This is a genomic window from Roseateles aquatilis (assembly GCF_002205645.1).
Classification (GTDB): domain Bacteria; phylum Pseudomonadota; class Gammaproteobacteria; order Burkholderiales; family Burkholderiaceae_C; genus Roseateles; species Roseateles aquatilis.
Genome location: NZ_NIOF01000003.1, coordinates 468,506 through 491,367, shown reverse-complemented (window position 1 = coordinate 491,367; position 22,862 = coordinate 468,506). Strand labels below are relative to the sequence as shown.

General features: G+C 68.2%; 24 protein-coding genes. 9 read left to right on the top strand and 15 right to left on the bottom strand.

The window, feature by feature from the left end; genetic code table 11:
- Window positions 1-33 precede the first annotated feature (33 nt).
- The gene (locus tag CDN99_RS10500; protein ID WP_088384787.1) at window positions 34-825 is read left to right on the top strand and encodes a M90 family metallopeptidase; all 792 of its coding nucleotides are present in this window, start codon (window positions 34-36) and stop codon (window positions 823-825) included.
- A gap of 113 nt (window positions 826-938) precedes the next feature.
- On the opposite strand, the gene clpA is transcribed toward CDN99_RS10500, so the two are convergent.
- Both clpA and clpS read right to left on the bottom strand, forming a co-directional pair.
- A complete protein-coding gene (gene clpA, locus CDN99_RS10495; protein WP_088384786.1) occupies window positions 939-3,260 on the bottom strand; it encodes an ATP-dependent Clp protease ATP-binding subunit ClpA in 2,322 nt (773 codons plus the stop codon).
- Window positions 3,257-3,622, bottom strand: coding sequence for an ATP-dependent Clp protease adapter ClpS (clpS, locus tag CDN99_RS10490; protein WP_088384785.1), 366 nt, complete (start codon window positions 3,620-3,622; stop codon window positions 3,257-3,259). Before clpS ends, clpA begins: the two co-directional genes overlap by 4 nt.
- Window positions 3,623-3,875: 253 nt before the next feature.
- On the opposite strand from clpS, the gene CDN99_RS10485 reads away from it, so the two are divergent.
- Window positions 3,876-4,160 carry a cold-shock protein gene (locus tag CDN99_RS10485; RefSeq protein WP_088384784.1) on the top strand — a complete coding sequence of 95 codons (285 nt, stop codon included), beginning with the start codon at window positions 3,876-3,878 and terminating at the stop codon, window positions 4,158-4,160.
- 155 nt (window positions 4,161-4,315) lie between these two features.
- On the opposite strand, the gene icd is transcribed toward CDN99_RS10485, so the two are convergent.
- From icd to hemN, 3 genes are all read right to left on the bottom strand, one after another.
- A complete protein-coding gene (icd, locus tag CDN99_RS10480; RefSeq protein WP_088384783.1) occupies window positions 4,316-5,569 on the bottom strand; it encodes an NADP-dependent isocitrate dehydrogenase in 1,254 nt (417 codons plus the stop codon).
- Between the two features lie 108 nt (window positions 5,570-5,677).
- Window positions 5,678-6,421, bottom strand: coding sequence for a sulfite exporter TauE/SafE family protein (locus tag CDN99_RS10475; RefSeq protein ID WP_088384782.1), 744 nt, complete (start codon window positions 6,419-6,421; stop codon window positions 5,678-5,680).
- A gap of 14 nt (window positions 6,422-6,435) precedes the next feature.
- The gene (hemN, locus tag CDN99_RS10470) at window positions 6,436-7,872 is read right to left on the bottom strand and encodes an oxygen-independent coproporphyrinogen III oxidase (protein ID WP_088384856.1); all 1,437 of its coding nucleotides are present in this window, start codon (window positions 7,870-7,872) and stop codon (window positions 6,436-6,438) included.
- Between the two features lie 172 nt (window positions 7,873-8,044).
- On the opposite strand from hemN, the gene CDN99_RS10465 reads away from it, so the two are divergent.
- Complete coding sequence (locus CDN99_RS10465) at window positions 8,045-8,791, top strand: helix-turn-helix domain-containing protein (protein WP_088384781.1); 747 nt, start codon at window positions 8,045-8,047, stop codon at window positions 8,789-8,791.
- A gap of 30 nt (window positions 8,792-8,821) precedes the next feature.
- Here CDN99_RS10465 and CDN99_RS10460 read toward each other — a convergent pair whose 3' ends face one another.
- The 8 genes from CDN99_RS10460 to CDN99_RS10425 all read right to left on the bottom strand — a co-directional run bounded on the left by CDN99_RS10460 (window position 8,822) and on the right by CDN99_RS10425 (window position 16,566).
- Entirely contained in the window at window positions 8,822-9,115 is a 294-nt protein-coding gene (locus CDN99_RS10460) for a hypothetical protein (protein ID WP_088384780.1), read from the bottom strand.
- Between the two features lie 33 nt (window positions 9,116-9,148).
- A complete protein-coding gene (gene ccoG / locus CDN99_RS10455; protein ID WP_088384779.1) occupies window positions 9,149-10,675 on the bottom strand; it encodes a cytochrome c oxidase accessory protein CcoG in 1,527 nt (508 codons plus the stop codon).
- A 13-nt stretch (window positions 10,676-10,688) separates the two neighbouring features.
- Window positions 10,689-11,663, bottom strand: coding sequence for a cytochrome-c oxidase, cbb3-type subunit III (gene ccoP, locus CDN99_RS10450; protein WP_088384778.1), 975 nt, complete (start codon window positions 11,661-11,663; stop codon window positions 10,689-10,691).
- Window positions 11,656-11,832, bottom strand: a complete 177-nt coding sequence (locus CDN99_RS10445) for a cbb3-type cytochrome oxidase subunit 3 (protein ID WP_088384777.1) — start codon at window positions 11,830-11,832, stop codon at window positions 11,656-11,658. Before CDN99_RS10445 ends, ccoP begins: the two co-directional genes overlap by 8 nt.
- Before the next feature lie 11 nt (window positions 11,833-11,843).
- Window positions 11,844-12,470 (bottom strand): cytochrome-c oxidase, cbb3-type subunit II, encoded by a 627-nt coding sequence (gene ccoO, locus CDN99_RS10440; protein WP_088384776.1) that lies wholly within the window; start codon window positions 12,468-12,470, stop codon window positions 11,844-11,846.
- A gap of 24 nt (window positions 12,471-12,494) precedes the next feature.
- Window positions 12,495-13,955 carry a cytochrome-c oxidase, cbb3-type subunit I gene (gene ccoN / locus CDN99_RS10435; RefSeq protein ID WP_088384775.1) on the bottom strand — a complete coding sequence of 487 codons (1,461 nt, stop codon included), beginning with the start codon at window positions 13,953-13,955 and terminating at the stop codon, window positions 12,495-12,497.
- Window positions 13,956-14,030: 75 nt separating this feature from the next.
- A complete protein-coding gene (gene ccoS, locus CDN99_RS10430) occupies window positions 14,031-14,177 on the bottom strand; it encodes a cbb3-type cytochrome oxidase assembly protein CcoS (protein WP_088384774.1) in 147 nt (48 codons plus the stop codon).
- A 1-nt stretch (window position 14,178) separates the two neighbouring features.
- Entirely contained in the window at window positions 14,179-16,566 is a 2,388-nt protein-coding gene (locus CDN99_RS10425; RefSeq protein WP_088384773.1) for a heavy metal translocating P-type ATPase, read from the bottom strand.
- 35 nt (window positions 16,567-16,601) lie between these two features.
- Between CDN99_RS10425 and CDN99_RS10420 the strand changes: the two genes are divergently transcribed.
- On the top strand, window positions 16,602-17,069 hold the full coding sequence (locus CDN99_RS10420; RefSeq protein WP_088384772.1) for a DUF192 domain-containing protein: 468 nt from the start codon (window positions 16,602-16,604) through the stop codon (window positions 17,067-17,069).
- 161 nt (window positions 17,070-17,230) lie between these two features.
- Here CDN99_RS10420 and CDN99_RS10415 read toward each other — a convergent pair whose 3' ends face one another.
- Together CDN99_RS10415 and xseA are read right to left on the bottom strand one after the other, a co-directional pair.
- Window positions 17,231-17,815 carry a superoxide dismutase gene (locus tag CDN99_RS10415; protein WP_088384771.1) on the bottom strand — a complete coding sequence of 195 codons (585 nt, stop codon included), beginning with the start codon at window positions 17,813-17,815 and terminating at the stop codon, window positions 17,231-17,233.
- Between the two features lie 154 nt (window positions 17,816-17,969).
- Window positions 17,970-19,274: an exodeoxyribonuclease VII large subunit gene (gene xseA / locus CDN99_RS10410; protein WP_088384770.1), complete on the bottom strand. Its 1,305-nt coding sequence runs from the start codon at window positions 19,272-19,274 to the stop codon at window positions 17,970-17,972.
- A 330-nt stretch (window positions 19,275-19,604) separates the two neighbouring features.
- Between xseA and CDN99_RS10405 the strand changes: the two genes are divergently transcribed.
- The 5 genes from CDN99_RS10405 to kdsB are packed head-to-tail and all read left to right on the top strand — an operon-like array spanning window position 19,605 to window position 22,766.
- Complete coding sequence (locus CDN99_RS10405) at window positions 19,605-20,336, top strand: MotA/TolQ/ExbB proton channel family protein (RefSeq protein WP_088384769.1); 732 nt, start codon at window positions 19,605-19,607, stop codon at window positions 20,334-20,336.
- Window positions 20,333-20,746 (top strand): ExbD/TolR family protein, encoded by a 414-nt coding sequence (locus CDN99_RS10400; protein WP_088384768.1) that lies wholly within the window; start codon window positions 20,333-20,335, stop codon window positions 20,744-20,746. The genes CDN99_RS10405 and CDN99_RS10400 overlap by 4 nt, the downstream gene beginning before the upstream one ends.
- Window positions 20,747-20,759: 13 nt before the next feature.
- The gene (gene lpxK / locus CDN99_RS10395) at window positions 20,760-21,815 is read left to right on the top strand and encodes a tetraacyldisaccharide 4'-kinase (RefSeq protein WP_088384767.1); all 1,056 of its coding nucleotides are present in this window, start codon (window positions 20,760-20,762) and stop codon (window positions 21,813-21,815) included.
- Window positions 21,796-21,999, top strand: coding sequence for a Trm112 family protein (locus CDN99_RS10390; RefSeq protein WP_088384766.1), 204 nt, complete (start codon window positions 21,796-21,798; stop codon window positions 21,997-21,999). The genes lpxK and CDN99_RS10390 overlap by 20 nt, the downstream gene beginning before the upstream one ends.
- Window positions 21,996-22,766: a 3-deoxy-manno-octulosonate cytidylyltransferase gene (kdsB, locus tag CDN99_RS10385; RefSeq protein ID WP_088384765.1), complete on the top strand. Its 771-nt coding sequence runs from the start codon at window positions 21,996-21,998 to the stop codon at window positions 22,764-22,766. The genes CDN99_RS10390 and kdsB overlap by 4 nt, the downstream gene beginning before the upstream one ends.
- The last annotated feature ends 96 nt before the right edge of the window (window positions 22,767-22,862 follow it).

Genomic DNA, 22,862 nt, shown 5'->3' with positions numbered 1-22,862 from the left:
CCCGATCGCCGTGATCCCATCCGGAAGCCCCTCATGATCTCCGGCCTCCTCCAACGTTGGCGCGAACGTCGCGAGCGCAAGCTGCTCGACCAGTACGCCATCCCCGATCCGCTGTGGCAGCTGACGCTGGCGCACTATCCGTTCATCGCGAGACGCGGCCACGCGGATCTCGCCGAGCTGCGGCGGCTGTGCTCGCTGTTCCTGGCGTCGAAGGAGTTCCACGGCGCCAACGGCTTCCAGGTGACGGACGAGGTCGCCGTGGCGGTGGCCGCGCAAGCCTGCCTGCCGGTGCTGCGGCTCGGGCTCCACTGGTACGACGGCTTCGTCGGCATCGTGATGCACGAGGGCGAGGTGGTGGCGGCCCGCGAGACCATGGACGAAGACGGTGTCGTCCACGCCTACGACGAGACGCTCGCCGGCGAGGCGATGGAGGGCGGCCCGTTGATGCTTGCCTGGAGCGAGATCACGCCCGACGCGATCGAGCGCGTCGAAGGCATGGACTCGGTCTACAACGTCGTGATCCACGAGTTCGCGCATGTGCTCGACATGCGCGACGGCGATCCGGACGGCGCGCCGCCGATGGCCGACGCCGCGTTGCGGCTGCGCTGGTCGGCGACGATGGAAGCCGAGTGGCAGTGGTTCTGCGATCAGGTGGACGCGGGTGTCGCGACGCTGATCGATCCCTACGGCGCCGAGGCGCCGGAGGAGTTCTTCGCGGTCGCCGTCGAGGCGTTCTTCGTGGCGCCGCGGGAACTGCTCGCCGAGCAACCGCGCCTGTACCGGTTGCTGGCGGAGTTCTTCCGCCAGGATCCCGCGCGCGAGTAGGGCCGGCACGGGTACGGGCATGGGCACGAGCGCGCCAGCCCAAGGGCACACAGCCTCGCGACAATGAGAAAAGCCCGCTCTCGGCGGGCTTTTCGTTTCGGGCCTGGCGCGGATCAATCCGCGGTGGCGGGCTCGGCCTTGGGCTTGTTGTCCTTCTTGGTCGGGGTGATGTCCAGCAGGACCTCGCCCTTGTCGTCCACGTCGACGCTCAACCGACCACCGTCGACCAGGCGACCGAACAGCAGTTCGTCGGCCAATGCGCGGCGGATCATGTCCTGGATCAGCCGCTGCATCGGACGCGCGCCCATCTGGGGGTCGAAGCCCTTGGCGGCGAGTTGCTTGCGCAGCGCGTCGCTGAACGTGACCTCGACCTTCTTCTCCGCCAGTTGGCTCTCGAGTTGCAGCAGGAACTTGTCGACCACGCGCAGGATGATGTCCTGGTCCAGCGCACCGAAGTTGACGATGGCGTCCAGACGGTTGCGGAACTCCGGCGTGAACAGGCGCTTGATGTCGGCCATCTCGTCGCCCTGCTCGCGCTTGGTCGTGAAGCCGATCGTGGACTTCTGCATCGCCTCGGCGCCCGCGTTCGTCGTCATGATGACGATGACGTTGCGGAAGTCGGCCTTGCGCCCGTTGTTGTCGGTCAGCGTGCCGTGGTCCATCACCTGCAGCAGCACGTTGAAGACGTCCGGATGCGCCTTCTCGATCTCGTCGAGCAGCAGCACCGCGTGCGGCTTCTTCGTGACCGCCTCGGTCAGCAGGCCGCCCTGGTCGAAGCCGACATAGCCCGGAGGCGCGCCGATCAGGCGGCTGACGGCATGACGCTCCATGTACTCCGACATGTCGAAGCGGATCAGCTCGATGCCCAGGATGTAGGCGAGCTGCTTGGCCACCTCGGTCTTGCCGACGCCGGTCGGGCCGCTGAACAGGAAGGACCCGATCGGCTTGTCCGGCTTGCCCAGACCCGAGCGCGCCATCTTGATCGCGGCGGCCAGCGCATCGATCGCGGGGTCCTGGCCGAACACGACGCTCTTCAGGTCGCGATCCAGGCTCTTGAGCTTGCCGCGATCGTCCGACGACACCGATGCCGGCGGGATGCGCGCGATCTTCGCGACGATGTCCTCGACCTCCGCCCGGGTGATCGTCTTCTTCTGCTTGCTCTTGGGCAACACACGCTGCGCCGCGCCGGCCTCGTCGATCACGTCGATCGCCTTGTCGGGCAGATGGCGGTCGTTGATGTACTTGGCCGACAGCTCCGCCGCCGCCTGCAAGGCGCCCAGCGCGTACTTGACGCTGTGGTGCTCCTCGAAGCGCGACTTCAGGCCCTTCAGGATCTCGATCGTCTGGTCGACCGTCGGCTCGACCACGTCGATCTTCTGGAAGCGCCGCGACAAGGCCGCGTCCTTCTCGAAGATGCCGCGGTACTCGCTGAAGGTCGTCGCGCCGATGCACTTCAGTTGCCCCGACGACAGCGCCGGCTTCAGCAGGTTGCTCGCGTCCAGCGTGCCGCCCGACGCCGCGCCGGCGCCGATCAGCGTGTGGATCTCGTCGATGAACAGGATCGCGCCCGGCTGATCCTTCAACTGCTTGATCACTGCCTTCAGGCGCTGTTCGAAGTCACCGCGGTACTTGGTGCCCGCCAGCAGCGCGCCCATGTCCAGCGAGTACACCACCGCGTCGGCCAGCACGTCCGGCACTTGCCCCTCGGTGATGCGCCAGGCCAGGCCCTCGGCGATGGCGGTCTTGCCCACGCCCGCCTCGCCGACCAGCAGCGGGTTGTTCTTGCGGCGACGGCACAGCACCTGCACCACGCGCTCGACCTCCAGCTCGCGACCGATCAGCGGATCGATCTTCCCGTCGCGAGCCTGCTGGTTGAGGTTCTGCGTGAACTGCTCCAACGGCGAGCCCTTGCCGCCGCCGTTGCCCTGCCCCTCGCCCTCTTCGCGTTCGGACTCGGCCCCGGTCCCTTCCGGGCCCTTCGGGGGCTCGGGCGGCTCGCTCTTCTTGATGCCGTGGGCGATGAAGTTGACGACGTCCAGACGGGTCACGCCCTGCTGGTGCAGGTAGTAAACCGCATGCGAATCCTTCTCGCCGAAGATCGCGACCAGCACATTCGCGCCGGTCACTTCCTTCTTGCCGTTGCCGGTGGACTGCACATGCATGATCGCGCGCTGGATCACGCGCTGGAACCCCAGCGTGGGCTGCGTGTCGACCTCGTCGGTGCCGCCCACGGTGGGCGTGTTCTCCTTGATGAACTGCGCGAGCGACTTGCGCAGGTCCTCGATGTTGGCTGCGCAGGCGCGTAGCACTTCGGCCGCGGACGGGTTGTCGAGCAACGCCATCAGCAGGTGTTCCACGGTGATGAACTCGTGGCGCTGCTGGCGTGCTTCCACGAACGCCATGTGCAGGCTGACTTCAAGCTCTTGCGCAATCATGCGGCCTCCATAATGCACTGCAGGGGATGGCCGGCGCGCCTCGCGGCCGCCAGCACCATTTCGACCTTGGTAGCCGCCACGTCCCTGGTGAAAACACCGCAGACGCCGCGACCATCGTGATGAATCTTCAACATGATCTGGGTGGCCGTATCCAGGTCATGGCGGAAATACTCCTGCAAGACCATCACCACAAACTCCATCGGGGTGAAGTCGTCGTTGAGCATCAGCACTTGGTAAAGGCGCGGAGGCTCCGTCTTCTGAGCGAGTCGCTCCAGCGTGGTGGAGTTCCCACCATCGTCCGGAGCCGGCGGCTGCCCGCCGGGGGGGCCCGCTGGAGGGGGCTGTTGGGCAAACAAGGGCATGAACCGATTCTATAAACAGCGGGACCTCCCCACATGGGGACAGGCCTACGGCAATCAAGCGACTTGCGACTGACACCCGCACAACGAAGGATGCTGGTCGCGACCACGCCAGATTACTGCGATTTCGCGCGCCGTCGGCCCAAGTTTGGCACCTCCGGAACCGCCTACCCCGGGGAGTTCCTGAATTGACACTGCCTTGACACGGATTTGAGAATCCGACCCGGTGCGACAAAGACACCGGGATGGAGAAGAAATGGCAACAGGCACGGTCAAGTGGTTCAACGATGCCAAGGGGTTTGGCTTTATTGAACCCGAACAGGGCGGGGGCGACGTTTTCGCGCACTTCTCGGCCATTCAGATGGAAGGCTTCCGGACGCTCAAGCAGGGCGGCAAGGTGAGCTACGAGCTGGTGCAAGGCCCCAAGGGTCAACTGGCTCAGAACATCCGCCCGATCGAGGACGGCGATGGCCTCGACACGCCGGTGGTGGGTATCCCGCTGATGGCGGACACCCACGTCGGCCAGCAGGCGGCGGCCTGATCGGCTGATCCGGCGACAGCCTCTTCCTCGAAGGCCCGCCGCGCGCGGGCCTTTTGCATTGGCGCCGCCGCCTCGGCCTGGCGCAAAAAGAAAAACCCCGGCGGGTCGCGCCGGGGTTTCGGTGTCGAGAGCCGGCATCCTCCGCCGGCGCACGATCACATGTTGTCGATCATGACCTGGCCGAAACCGGAGCACGACACTTGCGTCGCGCCGTCCAGCAGACGGGCGAAGTCGTACGTGACCTTCTTCGACAGGATGGACTTCTCGATCGAGGAAATGACCAGGTCGGCCGCCTCGGTCCAGCCCATGTGGCGCAGCATCATTTCGGCGGACAGGATCTCGGAACCGGGGTTCACGTAGTCCTTGCCGGCGTACTTCGGCGCCGTGCCATGGGTGGCTTCGAACATCGCGACGGAGTCGCTCAGGTTCGCGCCCGGGGCGATGCCGATGCCGCCGACCTGCGCGGCCAGCGCGTCGGAGATGTAGTCACCGTTCAGGTTCAGCGTCGCCACCACCGAGTACTCGGCCGGGCGCAGCAGGATCTGCTGCAGGAACGCATCGGCGATGCTGTCCTTGACCACGATGTCCTTGCCGGTCTTCGGGTTCTTGAACTTGCACCACGGGCCGCCGTCGATCAGCTCGGCGCCGAACTCGGTTTGCGCCAGGGCATAGGCCCAGTCGCGGAAGCCGCCTTCGGTGAACTTCATGATGTTGCCCTTGTGAACGATCGTCACGCTGGGCTTGTCATTGTCGATCGCGTACTGGATGGCCTTGCGGACCAGACGCTCGGTGCCTTCCTTGGAGACCGGCTTGACGCCGATGCCCGAGGTTTCCGGGAAGCGGATCTTCTTGACGCCGAATTCCTCTTGCAGGAACTTGATCAGCTTCTTGGCCTTGTCGCTCTGGGCTTCGAACTCGATGCCGGCGTAGATGTCTTCCGAGTTCTCGCGGAAGATGACCATGTCGGTCTTCTCGGGTTCCTTCACGGGCGAGGGCACGCCCTTGAAGTAGCGCACCGGGCGCAGGCAGACGTACAGGTCCAGTTCCTGGCGCAGCGCGACGTTCAGCGAGCGGATGCCGCCACCGACCGGCGTCGTCAGCGGGCCCTTGATCGACACGACGTAGTCGCGCAGGACCTGCAGCGTTTCCTCGGGCAGCCAGACATCGGGGCCGTAGACCTTCGTCGACTTCTCGCCGGCGTAGATCTCCATCCAGTGGATCTTCTTCGAGCCGCCGTAGGCCTTCGCCACGGCCGCGTCCACCACCTTGATCATCACCGGGGTGATGTCGAAGCCGGTGCCGTCACCCTCGATGTACGGGATGATGGGGTTGTTGGGAACGTTGAGCGAGAAGTCGGCGTTGACCGTGATCTTCTGCCCGCCCTCGGGCACCTTGATGTGCTGGTACATGGAGTTGTCTCCGCGAAGCGCGTGGGTGGGTGGGTAAAACCGGAAGCGCCGATTCTATGACAGCGAAACTTTCAACCGGCTGATACCGGGACCAATCCCCTGCCTGCGTCAGCCGCAGTACGCGCGGACCTGCGCCCACAGGCCGTGACCCAGCGCCCACGCCGCGCCCGCAGTCAGCAAGGCCCCGGACAGACGGGTCGCCCACCGCAGTCCGCGACCACCACGCGCCCCTTCCCCGACCCCAGGCCGGACCGGCCTGCCTGCCTGGCCGAGTCGCCCCAGCAACCACGGTCCGGCGAGCAAGCCGGGCGCCGATCCGAGCCCGAACGCGGCCATCACCGCCGCGCCCTGCCAGGGTCCGTCGGCGAGCGCGGCCACCATCAGCGCGGACTGCAGCAACCCGCAAGGCCATGCCAGCCATGCCAGGCCGGCGATCCCGGCTCCAGCCGATCGGGTCGGCACCGACCACGCCGTGCCGCCGCCGCTCAACGCCGCCGCGGGCGCCCGATTCCAGATCGTCGTGCGCGCCGCCCACCATCGGGTGAACCACCTCGGCTGCTCGGCACGCCACATCAGGTAGAGCCCCATCGCCAGCATCGCCAGATGAAGCGCGAGCCACAGGGGCCGCAGCCAACCCGCGGCAGCCTCCCAGCGCAACAGGCCGCCGACGCTCATCGCGACGGCCCCGCCGCCCGCGCCATAACCGATCAGGCGACCCATCTGGAACGCCGCGACGCCGGCACGGCTCGCGCCGGACACGGCCGCGCATGGCGCCGCGCACATGGCCGCGCAATGCAGGCTGCCCGCCGCCCCCATCAGGAACGCCGATCCGGCTAGCGCGACAGCAAGCATCTGACCCTCGGCGATCAGAGGATGCGCGAGAAACGCACCGGCGCTTGCACCGGACCATCGCGCGTCGCTGGCGCGCGATCCGATCCGAGGTAGCGGTCGAAGGCCATCGCGACCGCGCGTACGAAGAACCATCCCATCGGCGTGACCTGCACCGCGCCGGGCTCGACGGTCACCAGGCCGTCGGCCTCCATGCGCCGCAGCCGCGCCAGCTCGGGTCCGAAATAGTCCGGCACCGAGATGCCGTGCGAGCGCTCGATCGGCTCGAACGCGAGACGGCCCTGGCACATCAACGCCATGATCACATCGCGCCGCACCAGGTCGTCCTGGTTCAGCGCCAGGCCACGTTCGACCGGCAGTCGGCCCTCGCGCAACGCGGCGTAATAGTCCGGCAGCGTCTTCGCGTTCTGCGCGAAATGCGCGCCCACCTTGGAGATCGCCGAGACGCCCAGCGCGATCAGGTCGCAGTCCGGCTGCGTGCTGTAGCCCTGAAAGTTCCGATGCAGCCGCCCCTCCCGTTTCGCCACCGCCAGCGGGTCGTCGGCGAGCGCGAAATGGTCCATGCCGATGTAGCTGTAGCCACGTGACAGGAAGCCGGCGATGGCGCCGGACAGCATGCGCAGCTTGTCTCCGGCCGCCGGCAGCGCGGAGGCCTCGATGCGCCGCTGCGGCTTGAAGCGATGCGGCAGGTGCGCGTAGCCATAGAGGGCGACACGGTCGGGCCGCAACGCGGCGACCTGCTCGATCGTGCGCGCGAACGACGCCGGCGTCTGCAACGGCAGGCCGTAGATCAGGTCGACGTTGATCGAACGGAAACCGAGTTCCCGCGCGGCGTCCATCAACGCGGCGATGCTCTCCACGCTCTGCTCGCGATGCACCGCGCGCTGCACGTCGGGATCGACGTCCTGCACGCCGTAGCTGAGCCGGTTGAAGCCGAGCATGCGCAGATGGCGCAGGCGCGTCATGTCGATGGTGCGCGGATCCACCTCGATCGAGATCTCCGCGTTCTCGGCAACCTGGAAATGGCGATGCAGCAGCGCCGTCAGCCGCGCCAGCTCGCGATCGCTCAGGAAGGTCGGCGTGCCACCGCCCAGGTGCAACTGCGACACCGCCGGGCGTTCGCCCAGCCGCTCGCGCACCCGCTCCATCTCGATCTCCAGCGCGTCGAGGTACTCCGCCGCCCGTTCATGGTGACGCGTCACCACCTTGTTGCAAGCGCAGTAGTAGCAGACCGATTCGCAGAAGGGGATGTGCACGTACACCGAGGCCGGCTGCGTCGCGGCCGGGCCGAACGCGCGCAGCGCCAGCGCCTGGCCGTGACGGTCGCCATCGACGCCCTCATGGAAGCGGTCCGCGGTCGGGTAGGACGTGTAGCGCGGCCCCGCGACATCAAACCGACGCAGCAGGTCGTCATCGGGGATGCTGCAGTCCCACACGGTCGGGTCAGATCTCATGGCCGTCATCCTGACCCTTTGATGGCAACTGGTCATTGATTGATGTCATTGTGGACAGCGGTCGGTCGACAAAAAATTTGCCGCTTCCCGTCCGAGTCGTCCGCCTCTTGCGTGGATCCCCCGACTCGACCCGACCGATCCCCCACGTCCCGCGCGAGCCCCGCCCGACTCCATGGCGAGAACGACGATCCCCCCACTCCTCCCCCCTCGGCACGAGCCGTTCAAGGTCGCCTGCTCGACTTGCGGCATCCGACAACTCTGCCTGCCGATGGGCCTGCCGCCGATCGACATCGAACAACTTGAGCGCATGGTCAAGGCCCGACGGCTGGTGCCGCGCAACACCGCGCTGTTCTCCGCCGGAGATGCATTCGAGGCGATCCACGTGGTGCGCACCGGCTTCTTCAAGACCTCGGCCTGCGCCGAGGATGGTCGCGACCAGGTCACCGGCTTCCAGATGGCCGGCGAGCTGCTCGGGCTGGACGGCATCGTCGACGGCGTGCACACCTGCCAGGCGGTGGCGCTGGAAGATTCGCAAGTCTGCGTGGTGCCGTACGAGCGACTGGAGGGTCTCTCCCGCGACTTCGAACGGCTGCAGCACCAGTTCCATCGCCTGATGAGCCGCGAGATCGTCCGCGACCAGGGCGTCATGCTGATGCTCGGCACGATGCGCGCGGAGGAACGCGTCGTCGCCTTCCTGATCAACCTGATGCGACGCCTGCGGGCGCGCGGCTTCTCGTCGTCGAGCGTGGTGCTGCGCATGACGCGCGAGGAGATCGGCAGCTATCTCGGCCTGACGCTGGAGACGGTCAGCCGCACCTTCTCCCGGCTGCAGGACGACGGCCTCCTGGAGGTCAAGGCGCGGGAGGTCCGCGTGCTCAAGCCGCGCATGCTGCTGCAGGTGATCCGCCAGGCGGCATGACGACGCGCGGATCACCGCCCGCCTCTTCGTTCAGTTGACCTGCCCGCCAGTGGCCGCGTGGTTGCGCGCCTTCATCGCCGGCTCCAGCGCCGCCGGCGGCGGCCGAACGGTCTCGGTTGAATCCTCCGCGGCGCGGCCCTGCTCGCTGTTGGCCTGATGCTGGACGACAGGATCCGGGTAGGTCACGGCCAGCGTCAGCGTGGCGATGCTGGCCACCACCACGATCGCCGGACCGCCGACCACCAGCCACATCATCGGATGCCGCCACCACGGCCCGCTGGACGGGAGATCCGCGCCGGGGACACGAGTTGTCACGGTGTTCATGTTCCTTCCTTTCTCGCCAGGGTGAGCTCGCGCTCAGCGCGGCACGACGAACGTCGATTTCTCCAGCAATTCACGATCGGCCACGCCTTCATCGACATCGCCGATGCGTCGAATCAGGAAGTGCATCGGATGCACCCCGCCGCCGAGCCCTTGCGCCGCCTCGAACGGCAGCCGCAGCGACACCGTGATCCAGCGCGCCTCCGCGGGCGCCAGCGTCAACGGGCCGGTGGGCGAGACCACCGCCAGCCCGTCGATGCCCTGCACCGCCAGGTCGAAGCGCTGCGTCGATTCCGCGGCATTCATCAGCTGCAGCCGATAGAGGTTCTCGATGGCGCCATCCTCGACCTGCCGTGCCAGCGTCGCGCGGTCCCGCACCACATCGACCTTGAACGGCAGGCGCAGCGCCAGGCTCGCGACCAACGTGCCGGACACGAGCAGCAGGATCGCACCGTAGACCAGCACCCGCGGCCTGAATACCCGCCGCCACTGCTGCGCGGCCGTCCACCGCTTGTCGATGCCGTTCTGCGTCGCGTAGCGGATCAGCCCCCGGTCGTAGCCGAACTTGTCCATGACGTCGTTGCAGACGTCGATGCAGGCGGCACAGCCGATGCATTCGTACTGCAGTCCCCCACGGATGTCGATACCGGTCGGGCAGACGTGCACGCATTGGGCGCAATCGACGCACGACCCCAATCCGGCGGCCGCGGGATCCACCTTCTTCGACCGAGGCCCCCGCGGATCGCCACGCGCAGCGTCGTAGCTGATGATCAGCGTGTCCTTGTCGAACATCGCGCTCTGGAAACGCGCATACGGGCACATGTACTTGCAGACCTGCTCGCGCAGATACCCGGCGTTGCCATAGGTCGCGAAGCCGTAGAACAGGACCCAGAAGCTCTCCCAACCGCTGAGCGCGCCTTGCACGGCGCTGGCGCCCAGCGCGCGGATCGGCTCGAAGTAGCCGACGAAGGTGAAGCCGGTCCACAGCGACACCACCAGCCAGGCCGCATGCTTGCCGCCCTTGCGCATCAGCTTGCCTGCACCCCAGCCCGCGCGATCGAGGCGGATGCGCGCGGCGCGGTCGCCTTCGACGTGGCGCTCGATCCACAGGAAGATCTCGGTGTAGACCGTCTGCGGACAGGCGTAGCCACACCACAGTCGCCCCGCCACCGCGGTGAAGAAGAACAGCCCGAAAGCCGACACCACCAGCAGCGCGGTCAGATAGATGAAGTCCTGCGGATACAGGATCAGGTCGAAGATCAGGAAGCGGCGCGCGTCGAGATCGAACAGCACGGCCTGCCGTCCATTCCAGGTCAACCAGGGCAGACCGTAGAACAGCAGCTGCGTCGCCCACACCAGCAGCCATCGCCACACCGCGTACCAGCCATGGACGGCGCGCGGATAGATCTTCGCTTCGGCTTCATAGAGGGAGACCATGCGCGGCGCGGTCGGCGCCGCCGTCACCGCTTCGGCGCTGACACCATCGGCCGGCCGAGGCCGGGCGCGGTCGGGGCCGCCCGCCAGCGAGGCCGGTTTGATGGGGATCGTCTTGCCGACGCTCATCGCGCGCTCCCGATCACTGCCTGCGCGGGCCGGCAGGGCCGGGCGCCGACAACACCGCGGTCGTGGGCGCGGCCGCCTGCGCGATCGGACTCGGGCCGTGCGACAGGCCCCAGACATACGCGGCCAGCACGCGGATCTGCTCGGGGTTCAAGCGCGACCCGTGCTCGGGCATGACGCTGTGCTTGCCGTTGTTGATCATCGCGATCACCGCGGCCTCGCCCCATCCGTGCAGCCAGATCTTGTCGGTCAGGTTCGGCGCGCCCAGGGCCTGGTTGCCCTTGCCGTCCATGCCGTGGCAGGCGGCGCAAGCGCTGAACTTGGACTTGCCCAGCGCCGCCGCCACCGAGTTGTGCGGGCTGCCCGACAGGCTCAGCACGTAATGCGCCACGTTGCGCACGTCCTCACTGCCGCCGACCGCCGCCGCCATCGGCGGCATGGTGCCCTGGCGCCCTTGCGTGATGGTCTCGATGATCGTCTCGAAGCTGCCGCCATAGAGCCAGTCGTTGTCGGTCAGGTTGGGGAAGCCCTTCGATCCCTTGGCGTCCGAGCCATGGCAGGTGGCGCAGTTGTTGGCGAACAGGCGCTCGCCGATGCCCATCGCCTGAGGGTCGCGAGCCAGCGATTCGACCGCTTGTCCGTCGAACTTCGCGTAGATCGCATGCATCGCCTCGCGTGCCTCGGCCTGTTCGGCCTGATGCTGCTCGACGCTTGACCACTTCAGCGTCCCACCGTAGTTGCCCAGGCCCGGATAGAGCGCCAGATAGATGCCGGCGAACACCACGGTCAGCACGAACAACACCATCCACCAGCGCGGCAGCGGGTTGTTGAGCTCGCGGATGTCCTCGTCCCAGACGTGGCCGGTCGAGTTGTCCGCGGCCATGACCTTGCGCCGGCTCGCCACGATGAGCAGCACCAGGCACAGCAGGAGGCCGAGCACCGTTGCCGCGGCCACGAACAGCGACCAGCCGTTCGATACGAAATCACTCATGGCGAGCTCCTTCGGGTGTCGCCGGCTCGTCCATCAACGGCAGCGCGCCCAGGTCTTCAAAACGTTCACGATTGCGCCGGGCATAGGCCCAGACGACGATGCCGAGGAACACCAGCAGTGACAGCAAGGTCACCGCGGACCGCAGCGTGTTCAGGTCGATTGCGCCCATGACGGTCCCCTTCACCGCTTCATCGCGGTGCCCAGCACCTGCAGGTAGGCGATCACCGCCTCCATCTCGGTCTTGCCCTTGACCTCGTCGGCGGCCTGGCCGATCTGCTCGTCGGTATAGGGCACGCCGACCGTCCGCAACGCGCGCATCTTGGGTGCCATGTCGGCCGGGTCCACCTGCGCGGTGGCGAGCCAGGCGTAGGCGGGCATGTTGGATTCGGGCACCAGATCGCGCGGATTCGTCAGGTGCAGGCGATGCCATTCATCGCTGTACTTGCCGCCGACGCGCGCCAGATCGGGACCGGTCCGCTTGCTGCCCCACTGGAAGGGGTGGTCGTAGACAAACTCGCCGGCGACCGAGTAATGGCCGTAGCGCAGCGTCTCGGCGCGCAGCGGCCGGATCATCTGCGAGTGGCAGTTGTAGCAACCCTCGCGGATGTAGACGTCGCGGCCGGCGAGCTGCAGCGGTGTGTAGGGACGCAGGTTCTGGACCGGCTGCGTGGTGGAGCGCTGGAAGAACAGCGGGACGATCTCGACGATGCCGCCGACGATGACCGTCAGCAGCACCAGCACGATCATCAGGAAGTTGCTGGTCTCGATGCGCTCGTGGCCGGTCGGCTGGGCATGGGCATTGGCCATGTCGTTCTCCTTGGGGTCGTGCGATCAGGCGGCGGCCGGGACGGCCACCGGAGGAATGGGCTGGGCGCGGGTGTGGCCGACACGCGTCGTCAGGACGACGTTCCAGGCCATCAGGCACATGCCGCCCAGGTACAGCAGGCCGCCGAGCAGGCGCACCACATAGAACGGATAGGTCGCCTTGACGCTCTCCGCGAAGGTCCAGGTCAGCGTGCCGTCGGGGTTGACCGCGCGCCACATCAGGCCCTGCATCACGCCGGCGATCCACATCGCGGCGATGTAGAGCACGATGCCCAGCGTGGCGATCCAGAAGTGCAGCTCGATGGCGCGCTTCGAGTACATCTCGGTGCGGCCGTACATGCGCGGGATCAGGTGATAGAGCGAGCCCATCGAGATCAGCCCCACCCAGCCCAGCGCGCCGCTGTGCACGTGGCCGATCGTCCAGTCGGTGTAGTGGGAGAGCGCGTTGACGGTCTTGATCGACATCATCGGCCCCTCGAAGGTCGACATGCCGTAGAACGACAGCGCCACGATCAGGAACTTCAGGATCGGGTCGTCGCGCAACTTGTGCCAAGCGCCGCTGAGCGTCATGACGCCGTTGATCATCCCGCCCCAGCTCGGCGCCAGCAGCACCAGCGAGAACAGCATGCCCACGCTCTGCGCCCAGTCGGGCAATGCGGTGTAGTGCAGGTGGTGGGGGCCGGCCCACATGTAGGTGAAGATCAGCGCCCAGAAGTGGACGATCGAGAGCCGGTAGCTGTAGACCGGTCGGTTGGCCTGCTTGGGGATGTAGTAGTACATCATGCCCAGGAAGCCGGCGGTGAGGAAGAAGCCCACCGCGTTATGCCCGTACCACCACTGGACCATCGCGTCCTGCACGCCGGCGTAGGCGGAGTAGCTCTTGGTCAGTGACACCGGGATCTCGGCGCTGTTGACGATGTGCAGCAGCGCCACCGCGATGATGAAGGCGCCGAAGAACCAGTTGGCGACGTAGATGTGGCGCACGCGTCGCACGCCGATCGTGCCGAAGAAGACGATCGCGTAGGACACCCACACGACGGCGATCAGCAGGTCGATCGGCCATTCAAGCTCGGCATACTCCTTGCCGCTGGTGATGCCCAGCGGCAACGTGATCGCCGCGAGCACGATGACCGTCTGCCATCCCCAGAACGTGAACCACGCGAGCTTGGGCGCGAAGAGCCGCACCTGGCTGGTCCGCTGCACGACGTGGAAGGCCGTGGCCATCAGCACGCAGCCGCCGAAGGCGAAGATCACCGCGTTGGTGTGCAGAGGACGCAGGCGCCCGTAGCTGAGCCATGGGATGCCGAGGTTCAACTCCGGCCAGGCCAGTTGCGCGGCGATGATCACGCCCACCAGCATGCCCACCACGCCCCACAGGACCGAGGCCAGCGCGAACGCTCGAACTACCCCGTCCTCGTACATCGGGGCTGTGCCGCCCCTTCCCGTCGGACTCGCTGTGCTTGGCATGTCGGCTCCTTGTGCCTGTGAATCGCTGATGTCGGCGATTGTTTGGCGGCGGTCCAAGAAGCACCTTGATACCTGTCAAGCTTGCGAGTCGTCCTCCAGAATTCGTTGACCTTCACGGTCCAGCGACTCCAGCTGACCGTTGTTCAAAGCCCACCCGAAGACGGCCAGCACGAGCAGCACCAGCACCACCGAGAGCGGAATCAGCAGATAGAGGATGTCCATCTCAGGCTCCTCGACGGGCCGGCACCCGCGCGCCGATGTGGGCATCGACATCCGTGTCGACGCGACGCAGGTTGCCCAATCGCGCGGCATTGGCGACGACGACCATGGAGCTCATCGCCATGCCCAGTCCGGCGGCCCAGGGGGGCAGCCAGCCGATCAGCGCGAGCGGCACGCAGACGGCGTTGTAGAGCGCCGACCACGCGAGGTTCTGGCGCACGACGCGACGCGTCCGGCACGCGAGGTCGAGCGCCGCGCCGATCGCTTCCAGGCGCGTGCCCATCAGCAACGCGTCGGCCCGGGACTTCGCCAGGTCCGCGCCCTGTCCCATCGCCACCGACACGTGAGCGCGCGCCAGCACCGGCGCGTCGTTGATGCCATCGCCGATCATCAGCACATGGCGTCCACCGTCCTGCAGGCGCGTCACGTGGGCAAGCTTGTCCTCCGGACTCGCGCCCCCGCGCCATTGCCGGATGCCGGCCCGCGCCGCGATCGCGGCCACGCGCGGCGGCGCATCGCCGGACAGCAGTTCCACGCCGAGGCCCCGCTCGCGCCAGACGCTCACGGCCGCACGAGCCCCCTCGCGCAGTGCCTCGTCGAACTGCCAGGCCACACGAGGCAGCCCGTCGCAGGACAGGACGAGTTGCGCCTCGGTCAGCGGCATCGTGTCTCCGGCCAACGCCGCGGACGTCGCCGACCACGTCCCCGCGCCGAGCCGCCATTGGCGGCCCGCCGTATCGACGCCTTGCAGCCCTCGGCCGCCGATCTCCTCGATGTCACGCCAGCCCGTCGCCGCGGGCCGCGCGCCGACCACCCCCATCAGCGCGCGCGACAGCGGGTGATGCGATCCTCCGGCCAACAGCGCCGCGGCAGCGATCGCGTCATCGTCGGGCGCCTCCGGCCATCGGCGCAGCAGACGCGGCGCCGGATCGGTCAGCGTGCCGGTCTTGTCCATCACCACATGATCGACATCGGCCAGGGACTCGATCGCGTCGAGCCTGGACAGCAACAGGCCCCGCTTCGCCAGCGCGCCGGCCGCGGCGACCCATGCGGCCGGCGCCGCCAGCGACAGCGCGCACGGGCAGGTCACGATCAACACCGCCACGCTGACCGCGAGCGCCTTCGACGGATCGATGAACTGCCACACGAGGGCCGCGCCGCCTGCCAGCAACAACACGGTGCCCAGAAACCAGCCTGCCACGCGATCGGCCACCCGCGGCGTCGATGGCCGCTCCTGGAAGGCCTGCGCCATCAGTTGCCGGATCCCGGCCAGCCGTGTGTCTTCGCCGATCTGCCGCACACGCAGCAGCAACACGCCGGTCAGATTGAGGCTGCCAGCCAGCACGACGTCGCCCACCGATTTCGGAACGGCGTCGGACTCGCCGGTGAGCAACGCCTCGTCCGCGGCGCTCACGCCGTGCTCGACGATCGCATCGGCCGGCACGCGCTGCCCGGCAGTGACTCGGACCAGATCCCCGGCCACCAGCTCATCCGCCGCGACCCAGTCCGCGAGGCCGTCGGCCCGTAGCCGCTCGATCTTGTCCGGCAGCGCGCCGACCGCTTGTTCGAGCGCCTCCGCCGCGCGATGGCGGGCACGCAGTTCCAGATAATGCGCGCCGAGCAGGAAGGTCACGAACATCGTGATCGAATCGAAGTAGACCTCGTGCCCGAACGGCCCACCCGGATCGAGCGTCGCACCGCTGCCCGCGACGAACGCCACCGCCAGGCCCAGGGCCACCGGCACGTCCATGCCCAGCCGCCGCCCGCGCAACTGCGTCCACGCGGCCCTGAAGAACGGGCCGGCCGACAGCAGCATCACCGGCAAGGTCAGCACCCACTGGCCCCAGCGCAGCAGCGCCGCCTGGTCGGCCGCCATCTCTCCCGGCGCGGCGACGTACGACGGCCAGGCCAGCATCATCACCTGCATCATCAGGAAGCCCGCCACGAACAGGCGCCACAGTGCCTGACGATGCTCGCGACGCCGCAGTTCCCGCGCAGGCGCGGCGAGGTCCGGCGCGAAATCGTAGCCCGCGCCCACCAGGCATTGCCGCAGCGCATCGAGGCTCACGAGCGCCGGAGACCAGTCCAGGGTCAGGCGTTGCGTCGATGGACTCACGTGGGCGAGCCGCACCCCGGGTTGTGCATGCAGCAGCGATTCGATCAGCCCGGCGCAGGACGCGCAGTGCATGCCTGACAGGCGCAGTCGCGAGCGCAGATGCCGAGCGCCGCCGGCATCGGTCGTCCATTCGGAGAACTGTCGCCACGCCTCGTCATCGACGGCGGCGTCCGGGTGCCGCGCACGCTCCGACGTGAGGGGCACGTCGGCGGTGGGGCGAATGGCATCGGCGCAAGCATCGCTGGCGGACGCCGCGGCGGCTCGGGCGGGCAACATGGCCGCGATAATCCGCCAAACCTCGAGGTCTGAACATGCTCAATATCAAGCGCGCAGCATCGTGGATCGGCCTGTCGGCCGCGTCCGTCTTCTTCCTGGCCCAGCCTTCGGCGGCGCAGACGATCCCGCAGACCGGGCTGCCCGTCGTCGAGATCGGCGCCGGCATGCACCTGATCCACGCCGAGGTCGCGCGGACCGACGAACAACGCGCCATCGGTCTGATGGCGCGCAAGGACATGCCCCAGAACGCCGGCATGGTCTTCATCTTCGAGCAGCCGGCCGAGCAATGCTTCTGGATGCGCAACACGCTGATCCCGTTGTCGGTCGCGTTCGTGGCCGACGACGGCACCATCGTCAACCTCGACGAGATGCAGCCGCTCTCCGACGTGTCCCACTGCTCCAAGAAGCCGGTGCGCTACGTGCTGGAAATGAACAAGGGCTGGTTCGACAAGCGCGGCATCAAGGCCGGCACCAAGCTGCGCGGCGGCCCCTGGCCCAAGTGAATCGGCGCCCGCTGGCCCGCCCCGGGCCGGCCGGCGTCTGATCGACACACCGATCGCGGCACGCCCGCGCGACACGAAAGGAGAAACGGCCCGGGATCTCTCCCGGGCCGTTCCCTTTGATCGACACGTCGGCGCCCGGCTCAAGGCCGGACGCCGGGGGGTCAGTTGCCGAAATTGGCTTGCGCGAAGTCCCAGTTGACCAGGCTCTTCAGGAAGGTCTCGACGAACTTCGGACGCGCGTTGCGATAGTCGATGTAGTACGCGTGTTCCCACACGTCGATCGTCAGCAGCGCGGTGTCGCCGGTCGTCAGCGGGGTACCGGCGGCGCCCATGTTGACGATGTCGACCGAGCCGTCGGCCTTCTTCACCAGCCAGGTCCAGCCCGAACCGAAGTTGCCGACGGCGCTCTTCTGGAAGGCTTCCTTGAAGGCGTCGACGCTGCCCCACTTGGCGTTGATCGCATCGGCCAGCTTGCCGGTCGGCGCGCCGCCGCCGTTGGGCTTGAGGCAACTCCAGAAGAAGGTGTGGTTCCAGATCTGCGCGGCGTTGTTGTAGATGCCGCCGCTGGAGGTCTTGACGATCTCTTCCAGCGTCTTGCTCTCGAACTCGGTGCCCTTCTGCAGGTTGTTCAGGTTGTCCACATAGGCCTTGTGGTGCTTGCCATGGTGGTACTCCAGCGTCTCGGCGCTGATGTGCGGCTCCAGCGCCTTCTTGTCGTACGGCAGCTCGGGCAGAACGTGTTCCATGAGGGACTCCTGTTGAGTGTGAGGTGGGACAAATGTCGCGGGCGATTGTAGGCATCAAGACCATGCCCCTGCCGGGAGCGCGCATACCCGTCGCGTCGTCTGGCGCGCGCCGGGGCGCTCCTCGCAGGTCCGGGTCCGGGCGATCCCGGCCGGCTCAGCCCTCGGCGTCCCGGCAGACGACGCGCCCGACCCGCAGTTCGGCCTCGCCGTCGGCCAGCACGGCGCGCAAGTCCTGACCCTCGCTCAACTGCCGGGCGGAGCTCAGCGCTCGCCCCTGGCCGTCGTCCAGCCACGCATAACCACGCGCGAGCACCTGGCGCGGATCGAGCGCTTGCAGGCGCGCCTCCAGCGCGTCCAGCCGGTGCGCGCCGCGCTGCGCCTGCTGAGGCAGCGCCCGGTGCAGGCGTTGGTCCAGATGCGCCAGCCGCTGCGCCTGCAACGCCACCGTGCGCGGCGCCACCTGCCCGAGCCGCTGCGACAGCAGGTCCAGTCGCCGCCGCTGCCGCGCCAACGCGTCGCCAGGCCGCGCCAGCCGCAGCGCCAGACGGTCGAGCCGCTGCGCGGCCGCGTCCAGGCGTTGCTCCAGGCGGCGGGTCAATTGCCGCTCCAGCGCTTCCAGCGTCTCCAGGCACTGCTGGCGCGAGACCGTCGCCAGCTCGGCCGCCGCCGTCGGCGTCGGGGCACGCAGGTCCGCGGCCAGGTCGGCCAGGGTGATGTCGGTCTCGTGGCCGACACCGCAGATCACCGGCAACGCCGATTCCGCCACCGCGCCCACGACACGCTCGTCGTTGAAGGCCCAAAGGTCCTCCAGCGAGCCGCCGCCGCGCACCAGCAGCAGCACCTCCGCGTCGGCCCGGTCGTTGGCAAGCGCCAGCGCACGCACGATCGCCGGGGGTGCCTCGTTGCCCTGGACCAGCGTCGGATAGATGAAGACCTGCGCATGCGGTGCCCGACGGCGCAGCGCCGTCAGCACGTCGTGCAGCGCCGCGCCACCGGTCGAGGTGATCACGCCGATGCGACGCGCGAACGGCGGCGGCTGACGCTTGCGGTCGGCGTCGAACAGCCCTTGCGCCTCCAGCCGCGCCTTCAGCCGCAGGAACTGCTCGTACAGGGCGCCCTCGCCCGAACGGCGCATCGCCTCGACGATGAACTGCAATTCCCCGCGCGGGCCGTACAGGTCCAGCCGCCCACGCAGTTCGACCGTCATGCCGTCCCGGGGCGCGAAATCGACCAGCGACGCCGCCCGCCGGAACATGGCGCAGCGCAGCATCGCCGGCTGGCCCTCGGCGTCCTTCAGGCTGAAGTAGCAATGGCCGCTGGCGGCGCGGGTGAAGCCCGAGAGCTCGCCTTGCACCGTGATGACGGGGAATCGCGCCTGCAATGCGTCGGAAAGGGCCGTCAACAGGGCCGCCACACCCCAGACCATGCGTGGCGATGCGGGTTTCAAGGCGTCAACCATGCGCAAACCCAAGCGTGGCGCGGGTTCGGAACTCCACAGCCGCGCCAATGCTGGTTCCGCGGGCCATGTTGGCCGTCACCGCCGCGTCATATATCGATAAGCGCTTGTTTTTCAAAAGCTTTTTCCTGCCATTTTTTGGGGCACTCTAATCCGCGCCGTCTGGCGACGGGCCTCGGCGCGCTTCCGGGCGTACTTGCCCACAAAGTTATCCACAGGAACGGTGGATGTTTGTAAGGGCGTGTGATGAGGGTCGGGAGTGGTCGGCGCGTGGGCGGCATGGCGCCATAATCGCGCCGCCGGGCCGGAAGATGCCCGTACGGAGGGAATGCCTTGTTTTCGATCATACAAGCCGCCGGTTGGCCGATCTGGCCGTTGCTGCTGTGTTCCGTGGTGGCCCTGGCCCTGATCATCGAGCGGCTTGTCAGCCTGCGCGCGGCCCGGGTGGCCCCGCCCAGCCTGATCGAGGAAGTGCTGGGTGTCACCCAGCTCCAGATTCCCAGCGGCGAGGTGGTCGGCAAGCTGGCCGAGAACTCGCTGCTCGGCCAGGTGCTCGCCGCCGGCCTGCGCGCCTCGCAGACCGATCCCCGCGCTGGCGAGACGCGTCTGCGCCAGGCGTTCGAGCTGGCCGGCCGCCATGCGATCCACCAGATGGAGCGCTACCTCAACACGCTGGGCACGATCGCCGCCGCCGCGCCGCTGCTGGGCCTGCTGGGCACCGTGGTCGGCATGATCGAGATCTTCGGCAGCCAAAGCCCCACCGGCAACAACCCGGGGCTGCTGGCGCACGGCATCTCGATCGCGCTCTACAACACCGCCTTCGGCCTGGTCGTGGCGATCCCGTCGCTGATGATGTACCGCTACTTCCGCGGCCGCATCGAGTCCTACATCGTCGACATGGAGCAAGCCAGCGAGCGCCTGCTGACCCACCTGGTCAACCGCGCCATGCCGCCTGCCACGATGCCGATGCCCGCCGCCAACGCCGGCCCGGTCACGGTGCCGCCGCCGGTGGCCGCGCCCGCCGCGGCGCCGGTCCAGGGCAAGGCCGCGAAGGCGCAGAAATGAAGTTCCGCCGCCGTCAGAGCGAGGAACCGGAGATCAACCTGATCCCGTTCATCGACGTGCTGCTGGTGGTGCTCATCTTCCTGATGCTGTCGACCACGTACTCGAAGTTCACCGAGCTGCAGGTGACGCTGCCCACCGCCGATGCCCAGCAGCTGAAGGAGCGGCCGGCGGAGATCATCGTGGCCATCTCGGCGGACGGCCGCTACTCGATCGACCGGCAGGTGGTCGAGGGGCGCAGCGTGGAGCTGCTCACCAGCGCCTTGCAACAGGCGTCGCAGGGGCGCCAGGAACCGGTGGTGATCATCTCCGCCGACGCCGCCACGCCGCATCAGGCGGTGGTGAACGTGATGGACGCGGCGCGGCGCGCCAACCTGCCGCGCCTGACTTTCGCGGCCAACAAGCCGCAATGATCCGGACCCGGACATGAACCGGGGGGCCCTGGAGGATCGGCTGCAGCGAGCCTGGCGCGACGACGACCGTCTCGCCCATCTGCTGCGTCCGCTGGCCGCGCTGCACGGCGCGGTTCTGAAGCTGCGCGTGCTGCTGTACCGCGTCGGGCTCAAGAAAAGCGCCGCCCTGCCGGTGCCGGTGATTGTCGTCGGCAACTGGGTGGTCGGCGGCGCGGGCAAGACGCCGACGACGCTGTCGGTGCTCGAATCGCTCGGGCGTCTGGGCGTGCGCGCGGGCGTGGTCTCTCGCGGTTATGGACGCAAGGACGAGGACCAGGTCCGCGTCATCGCCGACGGCGACCGAGCCGAGGACGTCGGCGACGAACCGCTGCTGATCCGGCTGCGCGGCCGCGTACCGGTGGCCGTGGGCCGCGACCGCATCGCCGCGGCGCATGCGTTGCTGGCGGCGCATCCCGACGTCCAGGTGCTGGTCGCCGACGACGGCCTGCAGCACTGGCGCCTGCCGCGACAGCTCAGCATCCTGGTGTTCGACGAACGCGGCCTGGGCAACGGCCGCCTGCTGCCGGCGGGCCCGCTGCGGCAGGCGCGCGACCTGCCGCCGCCGCCGGGCTCCGCGGCGGACCGGCTGGTGCTCTACAGCACGGGCCGGCCGAGCACCGCGCTGCCTGGCTTCGTCGGCACGCGGCAATTGGCCGGCGCCGTCGCGCTGGCCGACTGGTGGCGTGGCGAGCCCGGCCGGATCGAGCGCCTGCACGCGCTGCGCGGCAAACCGCTGACGGCCGCCGCCGGCCTGGCCCGGCCGCAGCGCTTCTTCGACATGCTGGGCGAGCAGGGGCTGAGCTTCCGCGCGCTCGCCCTGCCCGATCACGCAACGCTGGACCCGCTGCCCTGGGCCCGCACCGACGAGGTCGTCATCACCGAGAAGGACGCCGTCAAGCTGCGCCCGGAGGCGCTGCAAGGCTGCCGCATCTGGGTGGTGGCGCTAGACTTCCGCCCCGAACCCGCTTTTGAAGAGGCGCTGCAGCGTGAGTTGCGGCGGCTGCTCCCCCATGGACCATCGACTGATTGAGATGCTGGTGTGCCCCGTCTGCAAGGGCCCGCTGGACGACCGCCGCAACGCCGCCGCGTCCGGCCTGCCCGACCGCGAGCTGGTCTGCCCCGCCGACCGCCTGGCCTTTCCGATCCGCGACGGCATCCCGGTGATGCTGGCCAGCGAAGCGCGCTCGACCGACACCGAGGGCGACGCGGCATGAGCGGGGCGGCGGCCGGCGACTTCCACATCGTCATTCCGGCGCGGCTGGCCTCGACGCGGCTGCCCAACAAGCCGCTGGCCGACCTGGCGGGCTCGCCGATGATCGTGCAGGTCGCGCGCCGTGCCGCGTTGGCGGGCGCCGCCCAGGTCGTCGTGGCCACGGACGCCGAGGAAGTCCGTGCCGCCTGCGAGCAGCACGGCATCCGCGCGCTGATGACACGCCCCGATCACGCCAGCGGCAGCGACCGCCTCGCCGAGGCCTGCGAGCAGCTCGGCCTGCCCGACGACGCTCTGGTCGTGAATGTCCAGGGCGACGAGCCGCTGATCGCGCCCGGCATGATCCGCGCCTGCGCCGAGTTGCTCGCCGCAAAGCCGCAATGCCAGATGGCGACGGTGGCGCACGCGATCGACGATGACACCGAGTTCGCCAACCCCAACGTCGTCAAGCTGGTGACCGACGCGCAAGGCCTGGCGCTGTATTTCTCGCGCGCGCCCATCCCGTGGTGGCGCGACGCGCCTGGCGGCGGCGCTCGCATCAAGCCGGACGCGGTGCTGCGTCACGTCGGGTTGTATGCGTATCGGGCAGGCTTCCTGCGCCGTTTCCCGACGCTCGCGGTCAGCCCGCTGGAGCAGATCGAAGCGCTGGAGCAACTGCGCGTGCTGTGGCATGGCGAGCGCATCGCGGTGCACGTCAGTGACGAGCGGCCGGGGCCCGGCGTCGACACGCCGGAGGACCTCGCGCGCGTGCGCCGGCTGATGGCGGACTGATCCGCGCCTTCCGGGCCGACGCCCCGGAACCCGCTGTTCATCGGCCCTGTAGGTCGATGACGGTTCCCGGCGACACATGGCCCGGCAGGGTTACAC

Coding starts and splice junctions, on each gene's coding strand:
- ccoG (WP_088384779.1), bottom strand. CDS start 10,675: ATGAGCGTCGGCAAGACGATCCCCATCAAACCGGCCTCGCTGGCGGGC.
- CDN99_RS10460 (WP_088384780.1), bottom strand. CDS start 9,115: ATGAACACCGTGACAACTCGTGTCCCCGGCGCGGATCTCCCGTCCAGC.
- CDN99_RS10425 (WP_088384773.1), bottom strand. CDS start 16,566: ATGTTGCCCGCCCGAGCCGCCGCGGCGTCCGCCAGCGATGCTTGCGCC.
- CDN99_RS10420 (WP_088384772.1), top strand. CDS start 16,602: ATGCTCAATATCAAGCGCGCAGCATCGTGGATCGGCCTGTCGGCCGCG.
- ccoN (WP_088384775.1), bottom strand. CDS start 13,955: ATGCCAAGCACAGCGAGTCCGACGGGAAGGGGCGGCACAGCCCCGATG.
- CDN99_RS10485 (WP_088384784.1), top strand. CDS start 3,876: ATGGCAACAGGCACGGTCAAGTGGTTCAACGATGCCAAGGGGTTTGGC.
- CDN99_RS10400 (WP_088384768.1), top strand. CDS start 20,333: ATGAAGTTCCGCCGCCGTCAGAGCGAGGAACCGGAGATCAACCTGATC.
- CDN99_RS10415 (WP_088384771.1), bottom strand. CDS start 17,815: ATGGAACACGTTCTGCCCGAGCTGCCGTACGACAAGAAGGCGCTGGAG.
- ccoP (WP_088384778.1), bottom strand. CDS start 11,663: ATGAGTGATTTCGTATCGAACGGCTGGTCGCTGTTCGTGGCCGCGGCA.
- ccoS (WP_088384774.1), bottom strand. CDS start 14,177: ATGGACATCCTCTATCTGCTGATTCCGCTCTCGGTGGTGCTGGTGCTG.
- CDN99_RS10500 (WP_088384787.1), top strand. CDS start 34: ATGATCTCCGGCCTCCTCCAACGTTGGCGCGAACGTCGCGAGCGCAAG.
- kdsB (WP_088384765.1), top strand. CDS start 21,996: ATGAGCGGGGCGGCGGCCGGCGACTTCCACATCGTCATTCCGGCGCGG.
- CDN99_RS10475 (WP_088384782.1), bottom strand. CDS start 6,421: ATGCTTGCTGTCGCGCTAGCCGGATCGGCGTTCCTGATGGGGGCGGCG.
- clpA (WP_088384786.1), bottom strand. CDS start 3,260: ATGATTGCGCAAGAGCTTGAAGTCAGCCTGCACATGGCGTTCGTGGAA.
- CDN99_RS10465 (WP_088384781.1), top strand. CDS start 8,045: ATGGCGAGAACGACGATCCCCCCACTCCTCCCCCCTCGGCACGAGCCG.
- clpS (WP_088384785.1), bottom strand. CDS start 3,622: ATGCCCTTGTTTGCCCAACAGCCCCCTCCAGCGGGCCCCCCCGGCGGG.
- xseA (WP_088384770.1), bottom strand. CDS start 19,274: ATGGTTGACGCCTTGAAACCCGCATCGCCACGCATGGTCTGGGGTGTG.
- CDN99_RS10445 (WP_088384777.1), bottom strand. CDS start 11,832: ATGGGCGCAATCGACCTGAACACGCTGCGGTCCGCGGTGACCTTGCTG.
- lpxK (WP_088384767.1), top strand. CDS start 20,760: ATGAACCGGGGGGCCCTGGAGGATCGGCTGCAGCGAGCCTGGCGCGAC.
- hemN (WP_088384856.1), bottom strand. CDS start 7,872: ATGAGATCTGACCCGACCGTGTGGGACTGCAGCATCCCCGATGACGAC.
- ccoO (WP_088384776.1), bottom strand. CDS start 12,470: ATGGCCAATGCCCATGCCCAGCCGACCGGCCACGAGCGCATCGAGACC.
- icd (WP_088384783.1), bottom strand. CDS start 5,569: ATGTACCAGCACATCAAGGTGCCCGAGGGCGGGCAGAAGATCACGGTC.
- CDN99_RS10390 (WP_088384766.1), top strand. CDS start 21,796: ATGGACCATCGACTGATTGAGATGCTGGTGTGCCCCGTCTGCAAGGGC.